This is a genomic window from Mycobacterium sp. IDUB_17 (genome assembly GCF_055419465.1).
The window spans coordinates 141,667-158,461 of the sequence record NZ_JBVAXS010000002.1 but is presented as its reverse complement, the minus strand read 5'-3'; the positions used below and the strand labels follow the sequence as shown (position 1 = coordinate 158,461).

General features: G+C 67.2%; 17 protein-coding genes and 1 pseudogene. 12 read left to right on the top strand and 6 right to left on the bottom strand.

Annotation, left to right across the window (positions count from 1 at the left end; all coding sequences use genetic code 11):
- Positions 1-15: 15 nt before the first annotated feature.
- Entirely contained in the window at positions 16-201 is a 186-nt protein-coding gene (locus ACZYZ7_RS07890; RefSeq protein WP_450069647.1) for a hypothetical protein, read from the bottom strand.
- A gap of 89 nt (positions 202-290) precedes the next feature.
- On the opposite strand from ACZYZ7_RS07890, the gene ACZYZ7_RS07885 reads away from it, so the two are divergent.
- Complete coding sequence (locus ACZYZ7_RS07885; protein WP_450069648.1) at positions 291-893, top strand: TetR/AcrR family transcriptional regulator; 603 nt, start codon at positions 291-293, stop codon at positions 891-893.
- A gap of 27 nt (positions 894-920) precedes the next feature.
- On the opposite strand, the gene ACZYZ7_RS07880 is transcribed toward ACZYZ7_RS07885, so the two are convergent.
- Both ACZYZ7_RS07880 and ACZYZ7_RS07875 read right to left on the bottom strand, forming a co-directional pair.
- Complete coding sequence (locus tag ACZYZ7_RS07880) at positions 921-1,235, bottom strand: heme-binding protein (protein WP_450069649.1); 315 nt, start codon at positions 1,233-1,235, stop codon at positions 921-923.
- Positions 1,236-1,273: 38 nt separating this feature from the next.
- The gene (locus tag ACZYZ7_RS07875; protein WP_450069650.1) at positions 1,274-1,573 is read right to left on the bottom strand and encodes a hypothetical protein; all 300 of its coding nucleotides are present in this window, start codon (positions 1,571-1,573) and stop codon (positions 1,274-1,276) included.
- Between the two features lie 257 nt (positions 1,574-1,830).
- Between ACZYZ7_RS07875 and ACZYZ7_RS07870 the strand changes: the two genes are divergently transcribed.
- The 10 genes from ACZYZ7_RS07870 to ACZYZ7_RS07825 all read left to right on the top strand — a co-directional run bounded on the left by ACZYZ7_RS07870 (position 1,831) and on the right by ACZYZ7_RS07825 (position 11,382).
- Complete coding sequence (locus tag ACZYZ7_RS07870) at positions 1,831-2,964, top strand: YeiH family protein (RefSeq protein ID WP_450069651.1); 1,134 nt, start codon at positions 1,831-1,833, stop codon at positions 2,962-2,964.
- A gap of 16 nt (positions 2,965-2,980) precedes the next feature.
- A complete protein-coding gene (locus ACZYZ7_RS07865; protein WP_450069652.1) occupies positions 2,981-3,931 on the top strand; it encodes an ABC transporter substrate-binding protein in 951 nt (316 codons plus the stop codon).
- A gap of 12 nt (positions 3,932-3,943) precedes the next feature.
- Positions 3,944-4,648 (top strand): queuosine precursor transporter, encoded by a 705-nt coding sequence (locus ACZYZ7_RS07860; RefSeq protein WP_450069653.1) that lies wholly within the window; start codon positions 3,944-3,946, stop codon positions 4,646-4,648.
- 74 nt (positions 4,649-4,722) lie between these two features.
- Positions 4,723-5,391, top strand: coding sequence for a 5-oxoprolinase subunit B family protein (locus tag ACZYZ7_RS07855; RefSeq protein WP_450069654.1), 669 nt, complete (start codon positions 4,723-4,725; stop codon positions 5,389-5,391).
- A gap of 16 nt (positions 5,392-5,407) precedes the next feature.
- Positions 5,408-6,292 carry a 5-oxoprolinase/urea amidolyase family protein gene (locus tag ACZYZ7_RS07850; protein WP_135451648.1) on the top strand — a complete coding sequence of 295 codons (885 nt, stop codon included), beginning with the start codon at positions 5,408-5,410 and terminating at the stop codon, positions 6,290-6,292.
- A 159-nt stretch (positions 6,293-6,451) separates the two neighbouring features.
- A complete protein-coding gene (gene aac(2')-Ib, locus ACZYZ7_RS07845; protein WP_135451647.1) occupies positions 6,452-7,042 on the top strand; it encodes an aminoglycoside N-acetyltransferase AAC(2')-Ib in 591 nt (196 codons plus the stop codon).
- A gap of 110 nt (positions 7,043-7,152) precedes the next feature.
- Entirely contained in the window at positions 7,153-8,580 is a 1,428-nt protein-coding gene (locus ACZYZ7_RS07840) for a nitrate/nitrite transporter (RefSeq protein ID WP_450069655.1), read from the top strand.
- A gap of 34 nt (positions 8,581-8,614) precedes the next feature.
- Positions 8,615-9,766, top strand: a complete 1,152-nt coding sequence (locus ACZYZ7_RS07835; protein ID WP_450069656.1) for a uroporphyrinogen-III synthase — start codon at positions 8,615-8,617, stop codon at positions 9,764-9,766.
- Positions 9,763-10,458 carry a sirohydrochlorin chelatase gene (locus ACZYZ7_RS07830; RefSeq protein ID WP_463740593.1) on the top strand — a complete coding sequence of 232 codons (696 nt, stop codon included), beginning with the start codon at positions 9,763-9,765 and terminating at the stop codon, positions 10,456-10,458. Before ACZYZ7_RS07835 ends, ACZYZ7_RS07830 begins: the two co-directional genes overlap by 4 nt.
- A gap of 672 nt (positions 10,459-11,130) precedes the next feature.
- Positions 11,131-11,382, top strand: a complete 252-nt coding sequence (locus ACZYZ7_RS07825; RefSeq protein ID WP_090433722.1) for a transcriptional repressor — start codon at positions 11,131-11,133, stop codon at positions 11,380-11,382.
- On the opposite strand, the gene nirD is transcribed toward ACZYZ7_RS07825, so the two are convergent.
- From nirD to ACZYZ7_RS07810, 3 genes and pseudogenes are all read right to left on the bottom strand, one after another.
- Positions 11,367-11,738 (bottom strand): nitrite reductase small subunit NirD, encoded by a 372-nt coding sequence (gene nirD, locus ACZYZ7_RS07820; protein WP_463740592.1) that lies wholly within the window; start codon positions 11,736-11,738, stop codon positions 11,367-11,369. The genes ACZYZ7_RS07825 and nirD overlap by 16 nt on opposite strands.
- Positions 11,735-14,308 carry a nitrite reductase large subunit NirB gene (gene nirB / locus ACZYZ7_RS07815; protein ID WP_135451642.1) on the bottom strand — a complete coding sequence of 858 codons (2,574 nt, stop codon included), beginning with the start codon at positions 14,306-14,308 and terminating at the stop codon, positions 11,735-11,737. The genes nirD and nirB overlap by 4 nt, the downstream gene beginning before the upstream one ends.
- A 115-nt stretch (positions 14,309-14,423) precedes the next feature.
- Positions 14,424-15,843 (bottom strand): annotated as a pseudogene (locus ACZYZ7_RS07810) (aminotransferase-like domain-containing protein).
- On the opposite strand from ACZYZ7_RS07810, the gene ACZYZ7_RS07805 reads away from it, so the two are divergent.
- The gene (locus ACZYZ7_RS07805) at positions 15,842-16,750 is read left to right on the top strand and encodes a DMT family transporter (RefSeq protein WP_463740591.1); all 909 of its coding nucleotides are present in this window, start codon (positions 15,842-15,844) and stop codon (positions 16,748-16,750) included. The pseudogene ACZYZ7_RS07810 and the gene ACZYZ7_RS07805 overlap by 2 nt on opposite strands.
- Positions 16,751-16,795: the final 45 nt, after the last annotated feature.

Genomic DNA, 16,795 nt, shown 5'->3' with positions numbered 1-16,795 from the left:
CCTATTTCCTCGGTCCTATTTTTCGGGCAGAAGCACCGCGGTCGCACCGCCATCGACGGCACGGTCGTCGCGGAGCTCTTTGGCGAGTCCATCGAGGTCAGAGCGCCAGTGGCGCCACACCAACCCCACCCACGCGGGCGGCGGCCGTACGGCCACACGGCACGACAAAGGTGCGCGGGCGGTCGCACTGAGCGTGGTCATGTCACTCCTAAAGCGAATGGAATTCGTTTATTCTGTGACCCAGACCACCCTTTGTAAAGCGGTGAGATGAAATTGAGGGGGAACAGGCCATGGGACGTCCATCGATACCGATCCTGTCATTGGACCGGATCGCCAGTGCGGCAATGGATCTCGTCAACACGACGGGGGGATTTACCATCCCCGAACTGGCCCGCAGACTCAAGGTCAGCCCGTCATCGCTGTACAACCACGTGTCCGGGCGCGAGCAGATCGTCGAACTGCTCCGCGAACGGGCGATGTCGGAAGTGGAGTTGCCAGACCTCGACGCCGATCGGCCGTGGGCCGAGATCCTGGCCGACATCATGCGCTCGTACCGCAGCAGCTTCGCCCGCTACCCGCGACTGATTCCCCTGCTCACGGCCCATGCCGTCAACAGCAGCCAGGCGCTCACGATGTACAACGCACTGGCCGTCACCCTGACCCGCGCCGGCTACAGCCCCACCGACACGCTGCGGACCATCACCCTGGTCGACAACTACGTGCTGGGCTCTGCCCTCGACCTGACCGCCCCCGACAGACCGTGGGAGTCCGGGGCCCAAGTCGGTCCGGAGCTGACCGCCGCGCTGGCCACCGGCGCATCCCGGCCCGCGCGGGCCGACGACGCATTCGAGTACGGACTGGCGGTGCTTCTGCGCGGGTTGGTTCTGCCCTGATCAGTCCCGGCCGCCTAGGGTTGCGGGCTACCCGCAGCGGTTGTGGAAATCAGTCGCCGGTTGCCGGATGCCCTGCAGTTCGGCCCGGATCTGCGGCTTGTCCTCGAGGTAAGCCTGCACCGAATCAGCCATCTGGTCGTTCGACTGCCCCTTGAGGCTGGTGAAGAAGTCGTTGACGTCGGGATGGGTGAACAGGTAGGCCGCGCTGGCCGCGCGGACGCCGGCCATCACGCCGGCCAGGTCGGCAGCGGTGCAGTTCGGCTCATCTGCGGCAGCGATAGGCGCGCCAACGGCCAAGAGCGACAGGCCGATTGCGCCGGTGGCGATCACACGGGTGAACATGGTGGCTCCTAAGTCGACTCGGATAACTGAGCTGAGGCTCATGGACGCCCCGGCCGCCAGCCGCCGCCACCACCGCCGTTGTCGGGTGGGCGGGGGTCGATGTTGATTTCTAAGCCCCCGCCGGCGCAGTACCAGTCGTTGGCGCAGTAATACGGGTAGTAGGGGCCCGCCTTCGGCGGCGTGGGTCCCCCACCCCGGACACTGCCCTGCGCACACACCGTGGAACCGCCGGCATCGATACATTCCGCGGCGGCGGGAGGGGCCGTGTTGATGGAGATGGTGATGGGTACGGTCAAACCGGCCAGTCCGAGTAACACTGGACGCCACATGCTCCGCATGACCACTCCTCAGTAGGTCCCCGTGAGCCGAGAATAAATCCCGGGGACGCCCAAATACGCGCTATCGACAATATCCGGTCCCATGCCGGGGCGCACCTCGTTCGTAACCGGTTGTGCTCGCACAGATTGCAAGGCTCCCCGCCAGATTCGAGCCCACCTAACCTCACGCGCGTGAACGAAGACTGGCTGGCCGTGATCGTCGGCCTCACCCTACTGACCCTCGTGCTCGTCGGCGCCATCCCCGGCAGCGTGATCCCATGACCAGCACCAAAGAACGCTCGCAGCAGCGCACATCGAAGATCGGCTACGCCGTCGCCGGTGTGCTCGTGGTCATCGCACTGGGCGCGGCGACCCGATTCCTGGAGACCCAGGTACCCCACTGGGCGTCTGGAACAGGGTTGGCCAAGATCGCGAAATCAGTCGAATTTCCGTTCTACGCAATCGCTCTCGGCCTGATCGGCAACGCAATCCTGGCCAAGTTCGCGCTGCGCGACGCTCTGTCGCAAGGCTTTCGCACCGAGTTCTTCATCAAGGCCGGCCTGGTCCTGCTGGGCGCGTCGATCAACCTCAAGGTGCTCGCCACCGCCGCGGGACCGGCGATCATCCAAGCCCTGCTGCTGATTTCGATCGTCTTCGGGTTCACCTGGTGGCTGGGCGGGCGACTCGGCCTCGACGACAAACTACGGGCGTTGCTGGCCTCAGCGGTCTCCATCTGCGGGGTGAGCGCGGCCATCGCGGCGGCCGGGGCGGTGCAGGCCCGGAAGGAGCAACTGGCCTACGCCGCGTCGCTCGTCATCGTGTTCGCCCTCCCCTCGATCTTCCTGCTGCCTTGGCTCGCCGATGTGTTCGGCCTGTCCGACGCGGTCGCGGGAGCCTGGATCGGCGGCAACATCGACACCACCGCCGCCGTGGCCGCCGCGGGCACGATCGCCGGTGAGCACGCGTTGCAGATCGCCACGATCGTCAAGACCACCCAGAACGCGTTGATCGGCATCGTCGCCATCGCGCTCACCGCGTACTTCGCCCTGAAGGTCGAGCGGCAATCGGGCGACCCGGACGCAACTGTGGCACGTCCGTCGCTGCGCGAATTCTGGGATCGCTTCCCCAAATTCGTGCTCGGCTTCATCGCCGCCTCGGTTATCGGCACGCTGTATCTGCAGTTCGTGGCCGACGGTAAGGCCGCGATCGCAACAGTGAACGACCTGCGGACCTGGTTCCTGATCTTCGCTTTCGTGGCGATCGGGCTGGAGTTCTCACTGCGCGGCCTCAAGGAGGCCGGATGGCGGCCCGTCGTGCTGTTCGCGGCGGCCACCGTGGTCAACATCATGGTGGCGCTCGGGTTGGCCTCCCTCCTGTTCGGCGGCTTGTTCGGCAGCTTCGGCACGGGGTAGCCGTTACCCTGGCTAAGTGCCGACAACCTGGTCGCGGCGAGGGTTTCTCACGGTCAGCGCTGCGATGACCCTGGTCGCCGCATGTAGCACGCAGAAGCCTGGCGAAATCGCGAAAGACGGTTCGGTGACCGTCCGCCACCTGTTCGGCGACACCAACGTCCCAGGACCACCACAACGGGTGGTCAGCGCGGGATTCACCGAACAGGACGACCTGCTGGCGCTCGGCGTCGTCCCGGTCGCGACGACCGAATGGTTCGGAGGCGAGCCATTCGCGGTGTGGCCCTGGGCGCAACCGAAACTCGGGGGCGCCCAGCCCACCGTCCTCGGCCTGAACGACGGCATCCAGGTCGACGAGATCGCAGCCCTCAAACCGGACCTGATCGTGGCCACCAACGCCGGGCTCGACGCCGACACCTACGCCAAGCTCTCCGAGATCGCCCCGACGATCGCTCAGTCCGGACCCGACGCGTTCTTCGAACCATGGCGCGACCAGGCCACCCTCATCGGGCAGGCGCTCTTCCAGAACGACGCGATGACCGGCCTGATCGCCGGAGCGGACGACAAGTTCAAGGCGGTGGCCACCAACAACCCGCGATTTGCCGGCAAGAAGGCCATGCTGCTGGCCGGCACCTTGTTCCGCGACGGTGTGCAAACCCAGACGGGATGGCGAACTGAATTTCTCACCCAGATGGGCTTCGCCGTGCCCCCGACACCGGAGCTGATCCCGCGCTCGGACATCGCCTCGGTGCTCGACGCCGCCGACGTACTGATCTGGACCACCGAGAGTGATCAGGAGCGCGACGCCCTACTGGCCGACCCGACCATCGCCGGCCTGCGGGCCACCACCCGCAAACGGCACGTTTTCACCCCAAAAGACCTGGCCGGCGCGATCGCGTTCGCCTCGCCGCTGTCCTACCCGGTGGTGGCCGATCAGCTGCCGCTCCTGCTCAACCGGGCGCTGACCTGACAAGATGACCGGGTGACAAGCACCCAGGAACACTCCGCGCACCGTGGTACCGCCATCGTCGGCTCGGCCTACTATCCGGTGCTCGTCGCAGTCTTCACGGCCCTGGTGATCGTCTCGAACGTCACCGCCACCAAAGGCGTCGCTTTCGGGCCGATCATCGGCAACTGGTCGATCATCACCGACGGCGGTTTCATCGTCTTCCCGCTCACCTACGTGATCGGCGACGTGCTCTCCGAGGTGTACGGATTCAAGGCCGCCCGCCGCGCCATATTCCTCGGATTCTCGATGAATATCCTTGCTGCACTGGCATTCTGGATCACCATCTACCTGCCCGCGGCGGACTTCTACACGAATCAGGAACACTTCGAGAACATCGTCCACGCCTACACCCAGTTGATCATCGCGGGCCTGGCCGGGTTCATCGTCGGGCAGACCATCAATGCCTGGGTCGTGGTCGCCATCAAGCAACGCACCAAGGAGAAGCACCTGTGGGCCCGCCTGGTCGGATCCACCTTCGCCGGCCAGCTCGGCGACACCCTGGTCTTCTGCGGCATCGCGGCCAGCGCGATCGGCATCAGCACCTTCGGCGACTTCGTCACCTACACGGCGCTGGGCTGGATCTACAAGACCGCGGTCGAGGTGGTCATGCTGCCGATCACCTACCGCGTGATCGCCGCCATCAAGCACCGCGAGCCCACATATCAGGCCGCCGTGTGAGGCTTCGATAAGGCACCTCTGGCAAGGTTCATAGAGCCGGAGCTTTCTTAGCTACCGACGGGTAGCTTCAGGTCATGAGTGTGACATCAGAGGTGATGGACGCGGGACCGAGCCTGAACCCAGGCACCGCCCGCGACTATGGCGATCAGGCTCTGCTGCTCGAGTTCGACAGCACGGCGGATGTTTTGGCGTGGACCGCCACGCTCACGGCGGCCCAACTGCTCGGTGTGCTCGATATCGTGCCGGCGTCACGCACGATCTTGATCAAGCTCGCCGATCCTCGCTACCAGGCGCCCACCCGGCAACGGCTGGGCAAGCTGCGGCTGCAACCCGGCGCGGCACCCATCCGCCCTGCCGGGCAGGCGGACGTGACCATCGACGTGGTCTACGACGGCGCCGACCTGCACGAGGTCGCGACACTGACCGGGCTGACCCCGGCGCAGGTGATCGCGGCACACACCGGCGCCCCGTGGCAGGTCGGATTCATGGGCTTCGCTCCCGGATTCGCCTACCTCGTCGGGGGCGACGAGCGACTACATGTGCCACGCCGGGCCGAGCCCCGCACCAGTGTCCCGGCCGGGGCGGTGGGACTGGCCGGCGAGTTCAGCGGCATCTACCCACGGCAGTCGCCCGGCGGCTGGCAGTTGATCGGACGCACCGATGCGGTGATGTTCGACGTACATCGGGACCAACCCGCACTGCTCACCCCCGGTACGTGGGTGCAGTTCCGGGCCATCGGCTAGCCGCGAGGAGCAGACCATGACCACAACGTTGGAAGTACTGCGCACCGGACCGCTGGCACTAGTCGAGGACCTCGGCCGCCCTGGAATGGCCCACCTCGGCGTCACCCGCTCCGGTGCCGCCGACCGCCGGTCCCACACGCTGGCCAACCGCCTGGTGGCCAATCCGGGTGAACACGCCACCATCGAGGTGATGTTCGGCGGATTCTCCGCCCGGGTTGTCGGCGGCGATGTCTCCATCGCGGTCACCGGCGCCGACACGGACCCGGCGGTCAATGGAATCCCGTTCGGCACCAACAGCATTCACCGCGTGCGCGACGGCGAGGTGATCTCACTGGGCGCCCCACACTCGGGGCTACGCAGCTACCTGGCGGTACGCGGCGGCATTGCCGTGGAACCGGTCCTTGGTTCGCGGAGCTACGACGTGATGTCGGCGATCGGCCCGGCACCGCTGCGGCCCGGCGACGTCCTGCCGGTCGGTGCGCACACCGCCGACCTGCCCGAGACGGACCAGGCCCCGGTCGCCTCGATCTCCGGCGACGTGCTGGAACTCAATGTGGTGCCCGGCCCGCGCGACGATTGGTTCGTCGACCCCGACGTGCTGATCCGGACCAACTGGCTGGTGACCACCCATAGCGACCGGGTAGGGATGCGGCTGGTCGGCATGCCGCTGGATTACCGCTGGCCGGAACGGCAACTGCCCAGCGAGGGCGCAACCCGCGGAGCAATCCAGATACCGCCCAACGGTTTTCCGGTGATCCTCGGGCCCGACCACCCGGTCACGGGCGGCTACCCGGTGATCGGTGTGGTGACCGACGAAGACATCGACAAGCTGGGCCAGGTCCGGCCGGGCCAGACCGTACGGCTGCACTGGGTGCACCCCCGCCGGCCGTTCGAGGGATAGTCGTCTGGACCATGCCCGTCGTCATTTTCTACGTCAGGGTTGCGATCCGCCGGCGATCAACGACCCAGGTGTGGAAAACGGCGCCCGGGGAGCGCGGCCTATGCGCTGGACGGCCGGCAACGTAGAGACACCGGCGCGCAGCGCTGGTAGAACATGGGTGTGGCCTTCCAGGATGTCAGCGCGCCGTCCGTCCGAGGCGGAATCCTGCACACCGCGCGTCTGGTCCATACCTCCGATCTCGACCACGAGACCCGCGAGGGCGCCCGGCGCATGGTCATCGAGGCGTTCGAGGGCGACTTCACCGACGCCGACTGGGAGCACTCGCTCGGCGGCATGCACGCGTTCATCTGCCATCACGGTGCGCTGATCGCGCACGCCGCCGTGGTGCAGCGGCGCCTGATCTACCGGGACATCCCGTTGCGCTGCGGCTACGTGGAAGCCGTGGCGGTACGCGAGGATTGGCGAGGCCAGGGCCTGGCCACCGCCGTCATGGACGCCGTCGAACAGGTGCTGCGCGGCGCCTACCAACTCGGCGCACTCAGCTCGTCGGCGACCGCCACGGACATCTACATCGCCCGCGGCTGGGTGCCCTGGCAGGGCCCGACCTCGGTGCTGAAGCCTGCCGGTGTGACGCGCACACCCGAGGACGACCGGTCGCTGTTCGTGCTGCCGATCGACCTGCCCGCCGGCATGGAGCTCGACACCACCGCGGAGATCACCTGCGACTGGCGCGACGGGGACGTCTGGTAACCACCAGAAAGCACAGGCTCACATCCATGTAGGTGAGCGGGTGAGCGGAATTTCACGACCGGGTCACCGCGGGGAGCGCCTCCGCAATAAACGCTTCCTACTTTTGCGCCATGCCCATTCTGCTGAAGTCGAACCGCATCACCAATTGGGATCCCGAGGACACGCTGGCCTGGGAAGCCGGAAACAAATACATCGCGCGACGAAATCTGATCTGGTCGGTGTTCGCCGAACACGTCGGCTTCTCCATCTGGTCCATCTGGTCGGTCATGGTCCTGTTCATGCCCGAGGCTGTGTACGGCTTCTCGGCCGGTGACAAGTTCCTGCTGGGCGCCACCGCCACCCTGGTCGGCGGCTGCCTGCGCATCCCCTACACGCTGGCCACCGCCACCTTCGGCGGCCGCAACTGGACGGTGTTCTCAGCCTTCGTCCTGCTGATCCCCACCGTCGGAACGATGGTGTTGCTGGCGAATCCGGGACTGCCACTGTGGCCCTACCTGCTGTGCGCGGCCCTCGCCGGTTTCGGCGGCGGCAATTTCGCCTCCTCCATGACCAACATCAATGCCTTCTTCCCGCAGCGGCTCAAAGGCTGGGCACTGGGGCTCAATGCCGGCGGCGGCAACATCGGTGTACCGATGATCCAGTTGGTCGGCCTGCTGGTGATCGCCACCGCGGGCAACCGCGCCCCGTACTGGGTGTGCGCCGTCTACCTGGTAGCGCTGGCCGCGGCCGGCATCGGCGCGGCCCTCTACATGGACAACCTCGAGCAGCACAAGATCGATCTGGGGGCGATGAAAGCCATTCTGGCAGAACGTGATACCTGGATGATCTCGCTGCTCTACATCGGCACCTTCGGATCCTTCATCGGCTTCGCGTTCGCCTTCGGCCAGGTGCTGCAGATCAACTTCGCCGCAGGCGGCCAGACCGCTGCCCAGGCCTCGCTGCACGCCGCGCAGATCGCCTTCATCGGCCCGCTGCTCGGTTCGCTGTCCCGGGTGTACGGCGGCAAGCTGGCGGACCGGATCGGTGGCGGCCGGGTCACCCTGGCGGTGTTCGGCGGCATGATCCTGGCGGCCGGAATGCTGGTCGCGATCAGCATGTTCAGCCCCGACAACGGAGGTCACACGCCGCACGCTCCCAACAGCCTGATGATGACCGGCTACGTCATCGGCTTCATCGCCCTGTTCCTGCTCAGCGGCCTGGGCAACGGCTCGGTCTACAAGATGATCCCGTCGATCTTCGAGGCCCGCAGCCACTCCCTGCAGGTCAGCGAAGACGAGCGGCAGCGGTGGTCGCTGTCCATGTCGGGCGCACTGATCGGATTCGCCGGTGCCATCGGTGCCCTCGGCGGTGTGGGTATCAACCTGGCCCTTCGCCAGTCCTACCTGTCCAGTGGGTCAGCCACCGCGGCGTTCTGCATCTTCCTGGCGTTCTACGTGCTGACCTCGGCATGCACCTGGTTCCGCTACGTCCGGCGGCCCGCTGCTACGGCCGTCCCAACGGCCCCGGCAGACCGACACGCCTCGGCAATGGCCGGGTAATCACTTGGAAACACAAGCTGCCTTCACTGGATCCATGAACGAGCCCGACTGGGCACCGCTCACAGGGTTTCGTGTGGCGGTGACCTCCGCCCGACGTGCCGACGAGCTGAGCGCGCTGCTGACCAGGCGCGGCGCGACGGTGACCAGCGCGGCCGCCATCACGATGGTTCCGCTGCCCGACGACGATGAGCTGCGCGCCCACACCGCGTCGCTGATCGACGTGCCGCCGGACATCGTGGTGGCGACCACCGGGATCGGCTTCCGCGGCTGGTTCGCCGCCGCCGACGGCTGGGGCCTGGCCACCGAGCTCACCGACGCCCTGAGCAACGCCCGCATCGTCTCCCGTGGCCCGAAAGCCACGGGGGCGTTGCGTGCAGCGGGCCTGCCCGAGGAATGGTCACCGGAATCGGAATCCTCCCGGGAGGTGTTGCGCTACCTCATCGAACAGGGCGTCGACAGGCAACGCATCGCGGTGCAGCTACACGGGGCCACCGACGAATGGGACCCGTTCCCCGAGTTTCTCGATGAGTTGCGGGCCGGCGGCGCCGAGGTGGTGCCGATCCGGGTCTACCGCTGGCACCCCGCGCCACGGGACGGCGAGTTCGACCAGATGGTCGCCGGAATCGCCGAACGACGGTTCGACGCAGTCAGTTTCACCTCGGCGATGGCGGTGGCCTCGGTGCTCATGCGCGCCACCGAGATGGACATTGCCGACCGGGTACTGGCCGCGCTGCGCACCGACGTCCACGCCATGTGCGTCGGCCCGGTCACCGCGCGACCACTGGTCCGGCTCGGGGTTCCGACCTCGGCACCGGAACGGATGCGGTTGGGCGCCTTGGCCCGTCACATCACCGACGAGCTGCCGCTGCTGCAGGCGCGGACCGTCCGGGTGGCCGGGCACACGCTCGAGATCCGGGGCACCTGTGTTCTGGTCGACGGCACGGTCAAGTCGCTGTCCCCGGCCGGGATGGCGACCATCCGCGCACTGGCGCACCACCCGGGCGCGGTGGTGTCGCGGTTCGATCTGCTCAGCGCACTGCCGGGCACCGGCACCGACACCCACGCCGTCGAGACCGCGGTGCTGAGGCTTCGTACTGCCTTGGGAGACAAGAACATCGTGTCGACGGTCGTCAAACGGGGTTACCGGCTGGCCGTCGACGAAACCGAGATGGCCCGGGCGCGATGAGCCTGGTCCTGGTCGCCCACGGAACCCGCAAGCCGGGCGGTGTCGCGATGATCGGCGATCTCGCCGCGCGGGTGTCCGACATGCTCGGCCGGCCCGTGCACGTCTCATTCGTCGACGTGGTGGGCCCGACGCCAAGCGAAGTTCTCGCATCGCTACCCATGGACTGCCCGGCAGTGGTGGTGCCCGCATTCCTGGCTGCCGGATACCACGTCCGGGTCGACGTGCCCGACCACGTGGCGGCCAGTGAGCACCCGTCCGTGACAGTCACCCAGCCGCTGGGACCCTGCCAGGGAACCGTGCGGGTTCTCGCCGATCGGCTCATCGAATCAGGATGGCGGCCAGGCGATTCGGTGATCCTCGCGGCCGCCGGAACTTCGGACCGAAGCGCCCAGTCCGACCTTCGGCGCACCGCCGCACTGCTGTCAGCCGTGACCGGCGACCGCGTAGAACTGGCCTTCGCCGCCACCGGGGCGCCGAGCGTTGCCGAAGCCGTCGCCGCGCAGCGCAGCCGCGGCCATCGCCGCATAGCTGTGGCGTCCTACCTGCTCGCCGACGGGCTGTTCCAGGACCGGCTGCGTGAATCCGGCGCCGACCTCGTGGGCGAACCGCTCGGCACCCACCCCGGCATGGTTCGGCTGATTGCCAACCGGTTCCGCCGTGCCGGGGTACTGAGCCTGCCGGCCGCCGCGTGAGCGGAGCGACCGGGCGATCAGTGGCCCGGCACATCCCACGAGCAGGAGTGCGCCACCGGCGCCCGCCACCGAGAAGAACGCCGATCGCCGCGTACTGACCATCGCCGAACATTGCTCGACGTAATCACTGGCCATGAATCCCGGTCCGGCGAGCGTGTACTGGTCCAGGTTGAGCCGGTCCTGTTGGGCGGCGACGCTGTAATCCGGCTGCGCTCCGTTACCGCACGGGATGGGTTGACCGGCACGGTCCACGGCATTCAAGGCCAGGGGCATGAACGTTGCCCCGAGTGCGCCCAGCATCGCGGCCGCCCCCACCAAATTCATTACCGAACGCGCAAACATCCCTTGTCAGCCCCTCTGACGACGCTTCCTTGAGAGGGAGTTTAAACACACCCAGCGAACCATTCTAGTTAGCCAGAGAGATGCGCACCACAGCTTTGGAGACATTCCGGACCGTGCAAATCTGGCAAATTTCCCTGCGAAACCACCTCTGTCCAGGTGTTTGCCTGAGTAACGAGCCTCTGACCGTTTGCCAGCGGATCGCCGCGTCAGATCCGGGTCGAAAACTCAGCTATCGTTATCGCGATTCATCGGGCGATTCGGCAGGAGTACAGGCAAAGGTGCAGGTGACAACACCGGCGGGCGCAGCCCGTCGAGACGACGCGCACGGCAGTGCGACCCGGTGACCGGGTCCCGGCCGAACGTCTGCGTCAGCACCTGCTCAACGCTCTGGAACGCACGTCACGGCCGATGACCACTGCCCAGCTACGTGACGACATGCACCAGCACTTCCGCGCACCGGTCGTAATCGAGTCTGTGTACCGCAATCTGACGGTGCTGGAGCGCCGCGGCGCAGTGGAGCGCCGCAAGCTCCAGGGGCGCGACGCGCACTGGAGCCGGGCGACCGATCAGGCGGAGATCTGAACGAACCCGCCCGGAGTGATCCGGGTCCGGTAGACCGGGATCGACACCGTGTCGTCGTCGAGACAACTACCGTCATCGAGCGCGAAGGCCTGCTTCTTGATCGGCGACTGCACGGCCGCCCGGCTGGCGCGATCACCTACGATCCCGCGCGAGAGCACGGCGGCACCGGAGAACGGATCGATGTTGCCCACCGCGTGCAGTGACCCGTCGTCGAGGCGGAACAGTGCCGCCTGCGAGCCGTCGGGCAGCAGTACCGCGACGCCGCGGCACGGCATCAGGAAGTCATACCGGCAGGCCGTCGTCCATTCCCCAGGCGTCGCGGCGTGAACGTCTTTGTGGTCGTCGAGCAGTGTCATTTCGCCTCCTGAAATCCGCGGACCTTCGGCATCCCGATGTCGGTTGCCCCCGGCACCTTGCGACCGCCGCGCTCGGTGAACGTGATGGTGGGGTCGTCCACGTCGGGTGCGTTGACGAACGACACGAAACGCGACAGCTTCTCCGGGTCCTCCAGCACGCCCTTCCACTCACACGCGTAGCCGGCGACATGGCGCTCCATGGCCGCCTCGAATTCGGCTGCCAGACCGAGGGAGTCGTTGCACACGACATCGCGCAAGTGGTCGAGTCCGCCATCCATCGCCTCCAGCCACGGCGCGGTGCGCTGCAGCCGGTCGGCGGTGCGGATGTAGAACATCAGGAAGCGGTCGATGTAGCGGACGAGGGTCTCGTCATCGAGATCGCCTGCCAGCAACTGGGCGTGCCGCGGAGACATGCCGCCGTTACCGCATACGTAGAGGTTCCAGCCCTGTTCGGTGGCGATGACGCCGACATCCTTGCTCTGCGCCTCGGCGCATTCACGCGCACAACCCGAGACGGCCATCTTGATCTTGTGCGGTGAACGCAAGCCCCGGTACCGCTTCTCGATCTCGACGGCCATGTTCACCGAATCCTGTTGGCCGTAACGGCACCACGTGCTGCCGACGCAGCTCTTCACGGTGCGCAGCGACTTGCCGTAGGCGTGCCCGGACTCCATGCCACCCTCGACCAGGCGCGCCCAGATCTGCGGTAGCTGTTCCACCCGGGCGCCGAACATGTCGATCCGCTGGCCACCGGTGATCTTGGTGTACAGGTCGAAATCCCTTGCGATCTCGCCGATCAGGATCAACTGCTCAGGGGTGATCTCACCACCGGGCGACCGCGGCACCACCGAGTAGCTGCCGTTCTTCTGGATGTTGGCCAGGAAGTGGTCGTTGGAGTCCTGGAGCGAGGCCTGCTCACCGTCGAGCACATGATCGGAGCTGGTGGAGGCCAGGATCGACGCGACCGTGGGTTTGCAGATGTCGCAACCCTTTCCTGTCCCGAACTTCTCGATCAGGCCGGAGAAGGTACGGATCTCGGTGGCGCCGATGATCTCGAAGAGTTCGGCCCGCGACTGGCTGAAGTGCTCGCACAATGCCTTGGACTGCTCGACACCCTCGACCTCCAGCAGCTGTTTGAGCAGCGGCACACACGACCCGCACGACGTGCCCGCCAGCGTGCACTTCTTCAGGCTGGGCACGTCGTCGCAACCGCCGCAGATGGCTTCCTTCAGATCGCCCTTGGTGACGTTGTTGCACGAACAGATCTGCGCGATGTCGGGCAGTGCGGCCACGCCCAGCGCGGGTCCGTCAGTGTCTCCGACCGGAGCGATCAACGCCAGCGGGTCTCCGGGAAGTTCGCTGGCGACCATGGGCCGCAACACACCGTAGGCCGATGCGTCTCCGACCAGGATGCCGCCGAGCAGCGTCTTGGCGTCATCGGAAAGCACCAGCTTCGCGTATGTCTGCTTGACCGGGTCGTTGACCACGACCTCCAGGCAGTTCGGCGTATTCCCTTTCGCATCACCGAAACTGGCGACGTCGACGCCGAGCAGTTTGAGTTTGGTCGACATGTCGGCGCCGGGGAACTCGGCCTCACCGCCGAGCAGTCGGTCGGCCACCACCTCAGCCGTGGTGTAACCCGGCGCGACCAGGCCGTAGCAGCGGCCCTCGATGGCCGCCACCTCGCCGATCGCATAGATGCTGGGATCGCTTGTGACACAGGACAGGTCGGCGAGGACACCACCGCGCTGCGCCATGTCCAGGCCGGCGGCGCGGGCCAACTCGTCGCGCGGCCGCACACCGGCGGCGAAGACGACCAGTCCGGCGTCGATCGCGCTGCCGTCGTTGAGCGATATCCGCATCGAGTCGTCGACGTCGGACTTGCGCAGCGGCTTGTGCCGCTGCACCGGCTGAATGCTCTCGGTGCCGACCGCGGTGTGCACCTCGATACCCAGGCCCCGCATCATCCGGTTCAGCAGCGTGCCGCCGGCCTCGTCGAGCTGGGCCGACATCAGGTGCGGCGACATCTCCAGGACATGCGTCCGTAAGCCGAACTGCCGCAGCGCATTGGCCGCTTCCAAGCCCAGCAGACCGCCGCCGATCACCACACCGACCGGGGACTTCGAGTCCAGCGCGTTCTGCGCACTGGCGCGGATCGCGTCGAGGTCATCCAGCGTGCGGTAGACGTGTACACCCGGCAGGTCACGTCCCGGCACCGGCGGCACGAAGGCGTACGACCCGGTGGCCAACACCAGCGCGTCGTAGTCGAAGGTTTCGCCGGTGGCGGTGCGCACCGTGCGGGCTTCCCGGTCGATCTCGGCGACCGCACATCCCAGACGCAGATCGACCCGGTCGTCACCGGTGTAGTCATTACCCGGCAGCGCCAGCTTGGCCCGGTCCCAGTGCTCGGTGTACCCGGTCAGGCCGACCCGGTCATAGGCGGCGTCAGCTTCCTCCGACAGGACGGTGACCCGCCAGGTGCCCGCGGCGTCACGCGACCGCAGCGCCTCGACGAAGCGGTGGCCCACCATGCCGTGTCCGACGACCACGACGTTCTGTGTTGACGACATATGGCGAGGTTAGGAACCCGAAGTTGCCGAATTGTCGCCCTGTGTGACGCGCCCGTCACGGTGTGCTCACGGTCCGCGCGACGCACATGTGAGGACGCGCGGCCGTGAGGTCCAGCTAACCCAGCTGGCGGGCCAGCGCCCGGCCGATGACCCGGGCGGCCTCGGCAAAACGTTGCGGATCGGGCCCGGAATAGTTGAGTCGCAGGTACGGCCCGGACGGCTCGGCGGGAAACCACTCGTTGCCCGCCGCGACCAACACGGAATCAGCCTCGCAGTCGCGGACCAGCCGCTGCAGGTTGATCGCGTCGGGGAGTCGCAGCCACAGATGCAGCCCGCCACGTGGCACGTGTTCCAACTGCGCGCCCGGGGCATGCTCGGCCAAGGAGGCGATCAAGAGGTCACGCCGGGCCTGCAACTGCTGACGCAGGTCGCGCAGATGGGTACGCCAGGCCGGCTGGGTGACCACGTCGAGTGCCGCGGCCTGCAACAACCCGCTGACGTACATCGATTCCGCACCACGGTCGGCCAGAATCCGGTCCCGCGCAGGACCTCTGGCCACCATCGCCCCCACCCGGATCGACGGTGACACGCTCTTGGTCAGCGACCGCAGATAGATGACGTGTCCGGCGTCGTCGGAAGCCGCCACCGGCCTGGAGGTGCTCTCGATGCCGAAATCGTGGGCCCAATCGTCCTCGACCAGGAATGCACCGTGGCTGCGAACCACCTCCAGAATCTGGCTCGCGAGTTCTGGATCCCATTGGGCACCGGTCGGATTGGCGTAGTTGGGCTGCGCGTAGAACACCCGGGCGCCGGTCTCGTCGAAGGCTCGCGACAGCTCTTCGGGCTCAGGCCCCCGCGGCCCGCTGGGCACGGGCACCAGCCGCACGCCGCACGCCGCACTGGGCCGCGGCCAGGATGGCCCCCCAGTAGCTGGGCGACTCGATCAACATCGGCTGACCGAACCCGACCAGTGCGCGGAAGATCGAGCTCAGACCGCTCTGACTCCCAGGCAGCACGATCACCTCACGAGCCGTCGGCGCGGTGACGCCGGCGCCGTACGCCTCGGCCAGTTCCTGGGCGAACCAGGCCTGCAGGTCGGGCCGGCCGGGTGCCGGCGCCACGCTGAGCGCGGTGTCCCCGCGGGCGGCTCGCGCGAGTGCGGTACGGACCAGCCGTTGAGGAAGCAGTTCGCGGACGGGATAACCGGCGTGCAGCGCGATCACGTCAGGCGCGACGCCGCGCAGCGGCGTCGACAGTGCGGGGATCCGCGCCTGTGGCGACCGCAGCGCCGCGGTCTGCCAGCCATAGTCGGGCAGACGCGCACTGGGTACCGCCCGCACAAACGTCCCGACCCCCGGCCGGCTCTCCACCAACCCCAGGCTGCGCAGCGTGCGCATGGCCTTGGCGACCGTCACCGGGCTGGCCGCATAGTCAGCCACCAGGGCCCGGTTGGACGGTAGCTGCGCGCCGGGCGGCGCGGTGGCGATCCACTTTCGCAGGCCGGACACGATCCGCTCAGTGCTATCGTTATCCATGTTGATACAGAGTAGCGCTACTCGGAATAACTCGACGGCGCTATCCCACCCGGGGTTGTGGTGGGGCCTGCTGGGCGTCACGGCGTTCTCGTTCACCATCGTGTTCACCAAGGTGGCTACCGGCGGACTGTCCCCGCTGTTCATCGGCGCCGGGCGCGCCGTCGTCGCCGCCGCCATCGCGGTGGCCGCACTCGCCCTGACCCGGCAGGCACTGCCCTCGGCCCGGCAATGGGCCCGGCTGGCCGTCGTGGCAGCCGGTGTCGTGGCGGGCTTCCCGCTACTGACCTCCTACGCGCTCACGGTGGTTCCCGCCAGCCACGGCGCCATCGTGGTGGCATTGCTGCCGGCCGCCACCGCGGTGTGCGCGGTGTTGCGCGGCCACGAACGTCCGCCGGCCGCGTTCTGGGCGTTGGCCGCAGCCGGAGCGCTGGCCGCGGTGGTGTTCGCCATGGTCCACGGCGCCGGATTCGGTCATCTGGGCTGGCCGGACCTACTGCTGTTCGGCGCGGTTCTCGCGGCTGCGATCGGGTACGCCGAGGGCGGATTGCTGGCCAGGGAACTAGGTGCCTGGCAGACGGTGTCCTGGGCGCTGGTGGTCGCAGCACCGGTGATGCTGACCCTGACGGTGCTGGCCGTCGTACAGCAGCCGCCGAATGCGACGCCGGTGCAGTGGGCCGCGTTCGGCTACCTGGCGGCGGTCAGCATGTACCTGGGCTTCTTCGCCTGGTACCGCGGCCTGGCCATCGGACCGATGACCCAGGTGAGCCAGGTGCAGTTGATCCAGCCGGTGATGACCATCGGCTGGGCGGCACTGCTACTGCACGAGCGGCTGACGTGGTCGACGGTGCTCGGCGGTGCCGCGGTCATCGGGTGCGCCGCCCTGGCCGTGCGCATCCGCCTCCGGTGAGTCGACGACGCCGAAAGCCGGTGGAACCCGTTGGATTCCACCGGC

What these genes read in the sequence shown, in the direction of transcription:
- ACZYZ7_RS07890 (WP_450069647.1), bottom strand. Translation starts at nt 201, where the DNA reads ATGACCACGCTCAGTGCGACCGCCCGCGCACCTTTGTCGTGCCGTGTG.
- ACZYZ7_RS07885 (WP_450069648.1), top strand. Translation starts at nt 291, where the DNA reads ATGGGACGTCCATCGATACCGATCCTGTCATTGGACCGGATCGCCAGT.
- ACZYZ7_RS07880 (WP_450069649.1), bottom strand. Translation starts at nt 1,235, where the DNA reads ATGTTCACCCGTGTGATCGCCACCGGCGCAATCGGCCTGTCGCTCTTG.
- ACZYZ7_RS07875 (WP_450069650.1), bottom strand. Translation starts at nt 1,573, where the DNA reads ATGCGGAGCATGTGGCGTCCAGTGTTACTCGGACTGGCCGGTTTGACC.
- ACZYZ7_RS07870 (WP_450069651.1), top strand. Translation starts at nt 1,831, where the DNA reads ATGACCAGCACCAAAGAACGCTCGCAGCAGCGCACATCGAAGATCGGC.
- ACZYZ7_RS07855 (WP_450069654.1), top strand. Translation starts at nt 4,723, where the DNA reads ATGAGTGTGACATCAGAGGTGATGGACGCGGGACCGAGCCTGAACCCA.
- ACZYZ7_RS07850 (WP_135451648.1), top strand. Translation starts at nt 5,408, where the DNA reads ATGACCACAACGTTGGAAGTACTGCGCACCGGACCGCTGGCACTAGTC.
- ACZYZ7_RS07840 (WP_450069655.1), top strand. Translation starts at nt 7,153, where the DNA reads ATGCCCATTCTGCTGAAGTCGAACCGCATCACCAATTGGGATCCCGAG.
- ACZYZ7_RS07835 (WP_450069656.1), top strand. Translation starts at nt 8,615, where the DNA reads ATGAACGAGCCCGACTGGGCACCGCTCACAGGGTTTCGTGTGGCGGTG.
- ACZYZ7_RS07830 (WP_463740593.1), top strand. Translation starts at nt 9,763, where the DNA reads ATGAGCCTGGTCCTGGTCGCCCACGGAACCCGCAAGCCGGGCGGTGTC.
- nirD (WP_463740592.1), bottom strand. Translation starts at nt 11,738, where the DNA reads ATGACACTGCTCGACGACCACAAAGACGTTCACGCCGCGACGCCTGGG.
- nirB (WP_135451642.1), bottom strand. Translation starts at nt 14,308, where the DNA reads ATGTCGTCAACACAGAACGTCGTGGTCGTCGGACACGGCATGGTGGGC.
- ACZYZ7_RS07805 (WP_463740591.1), top strand. Translation starts at nt 15,842, where the DNA reads ATGTTGATACAGAGTAGCGCTACTCGGAATAACTCGACGGCGCTATCC.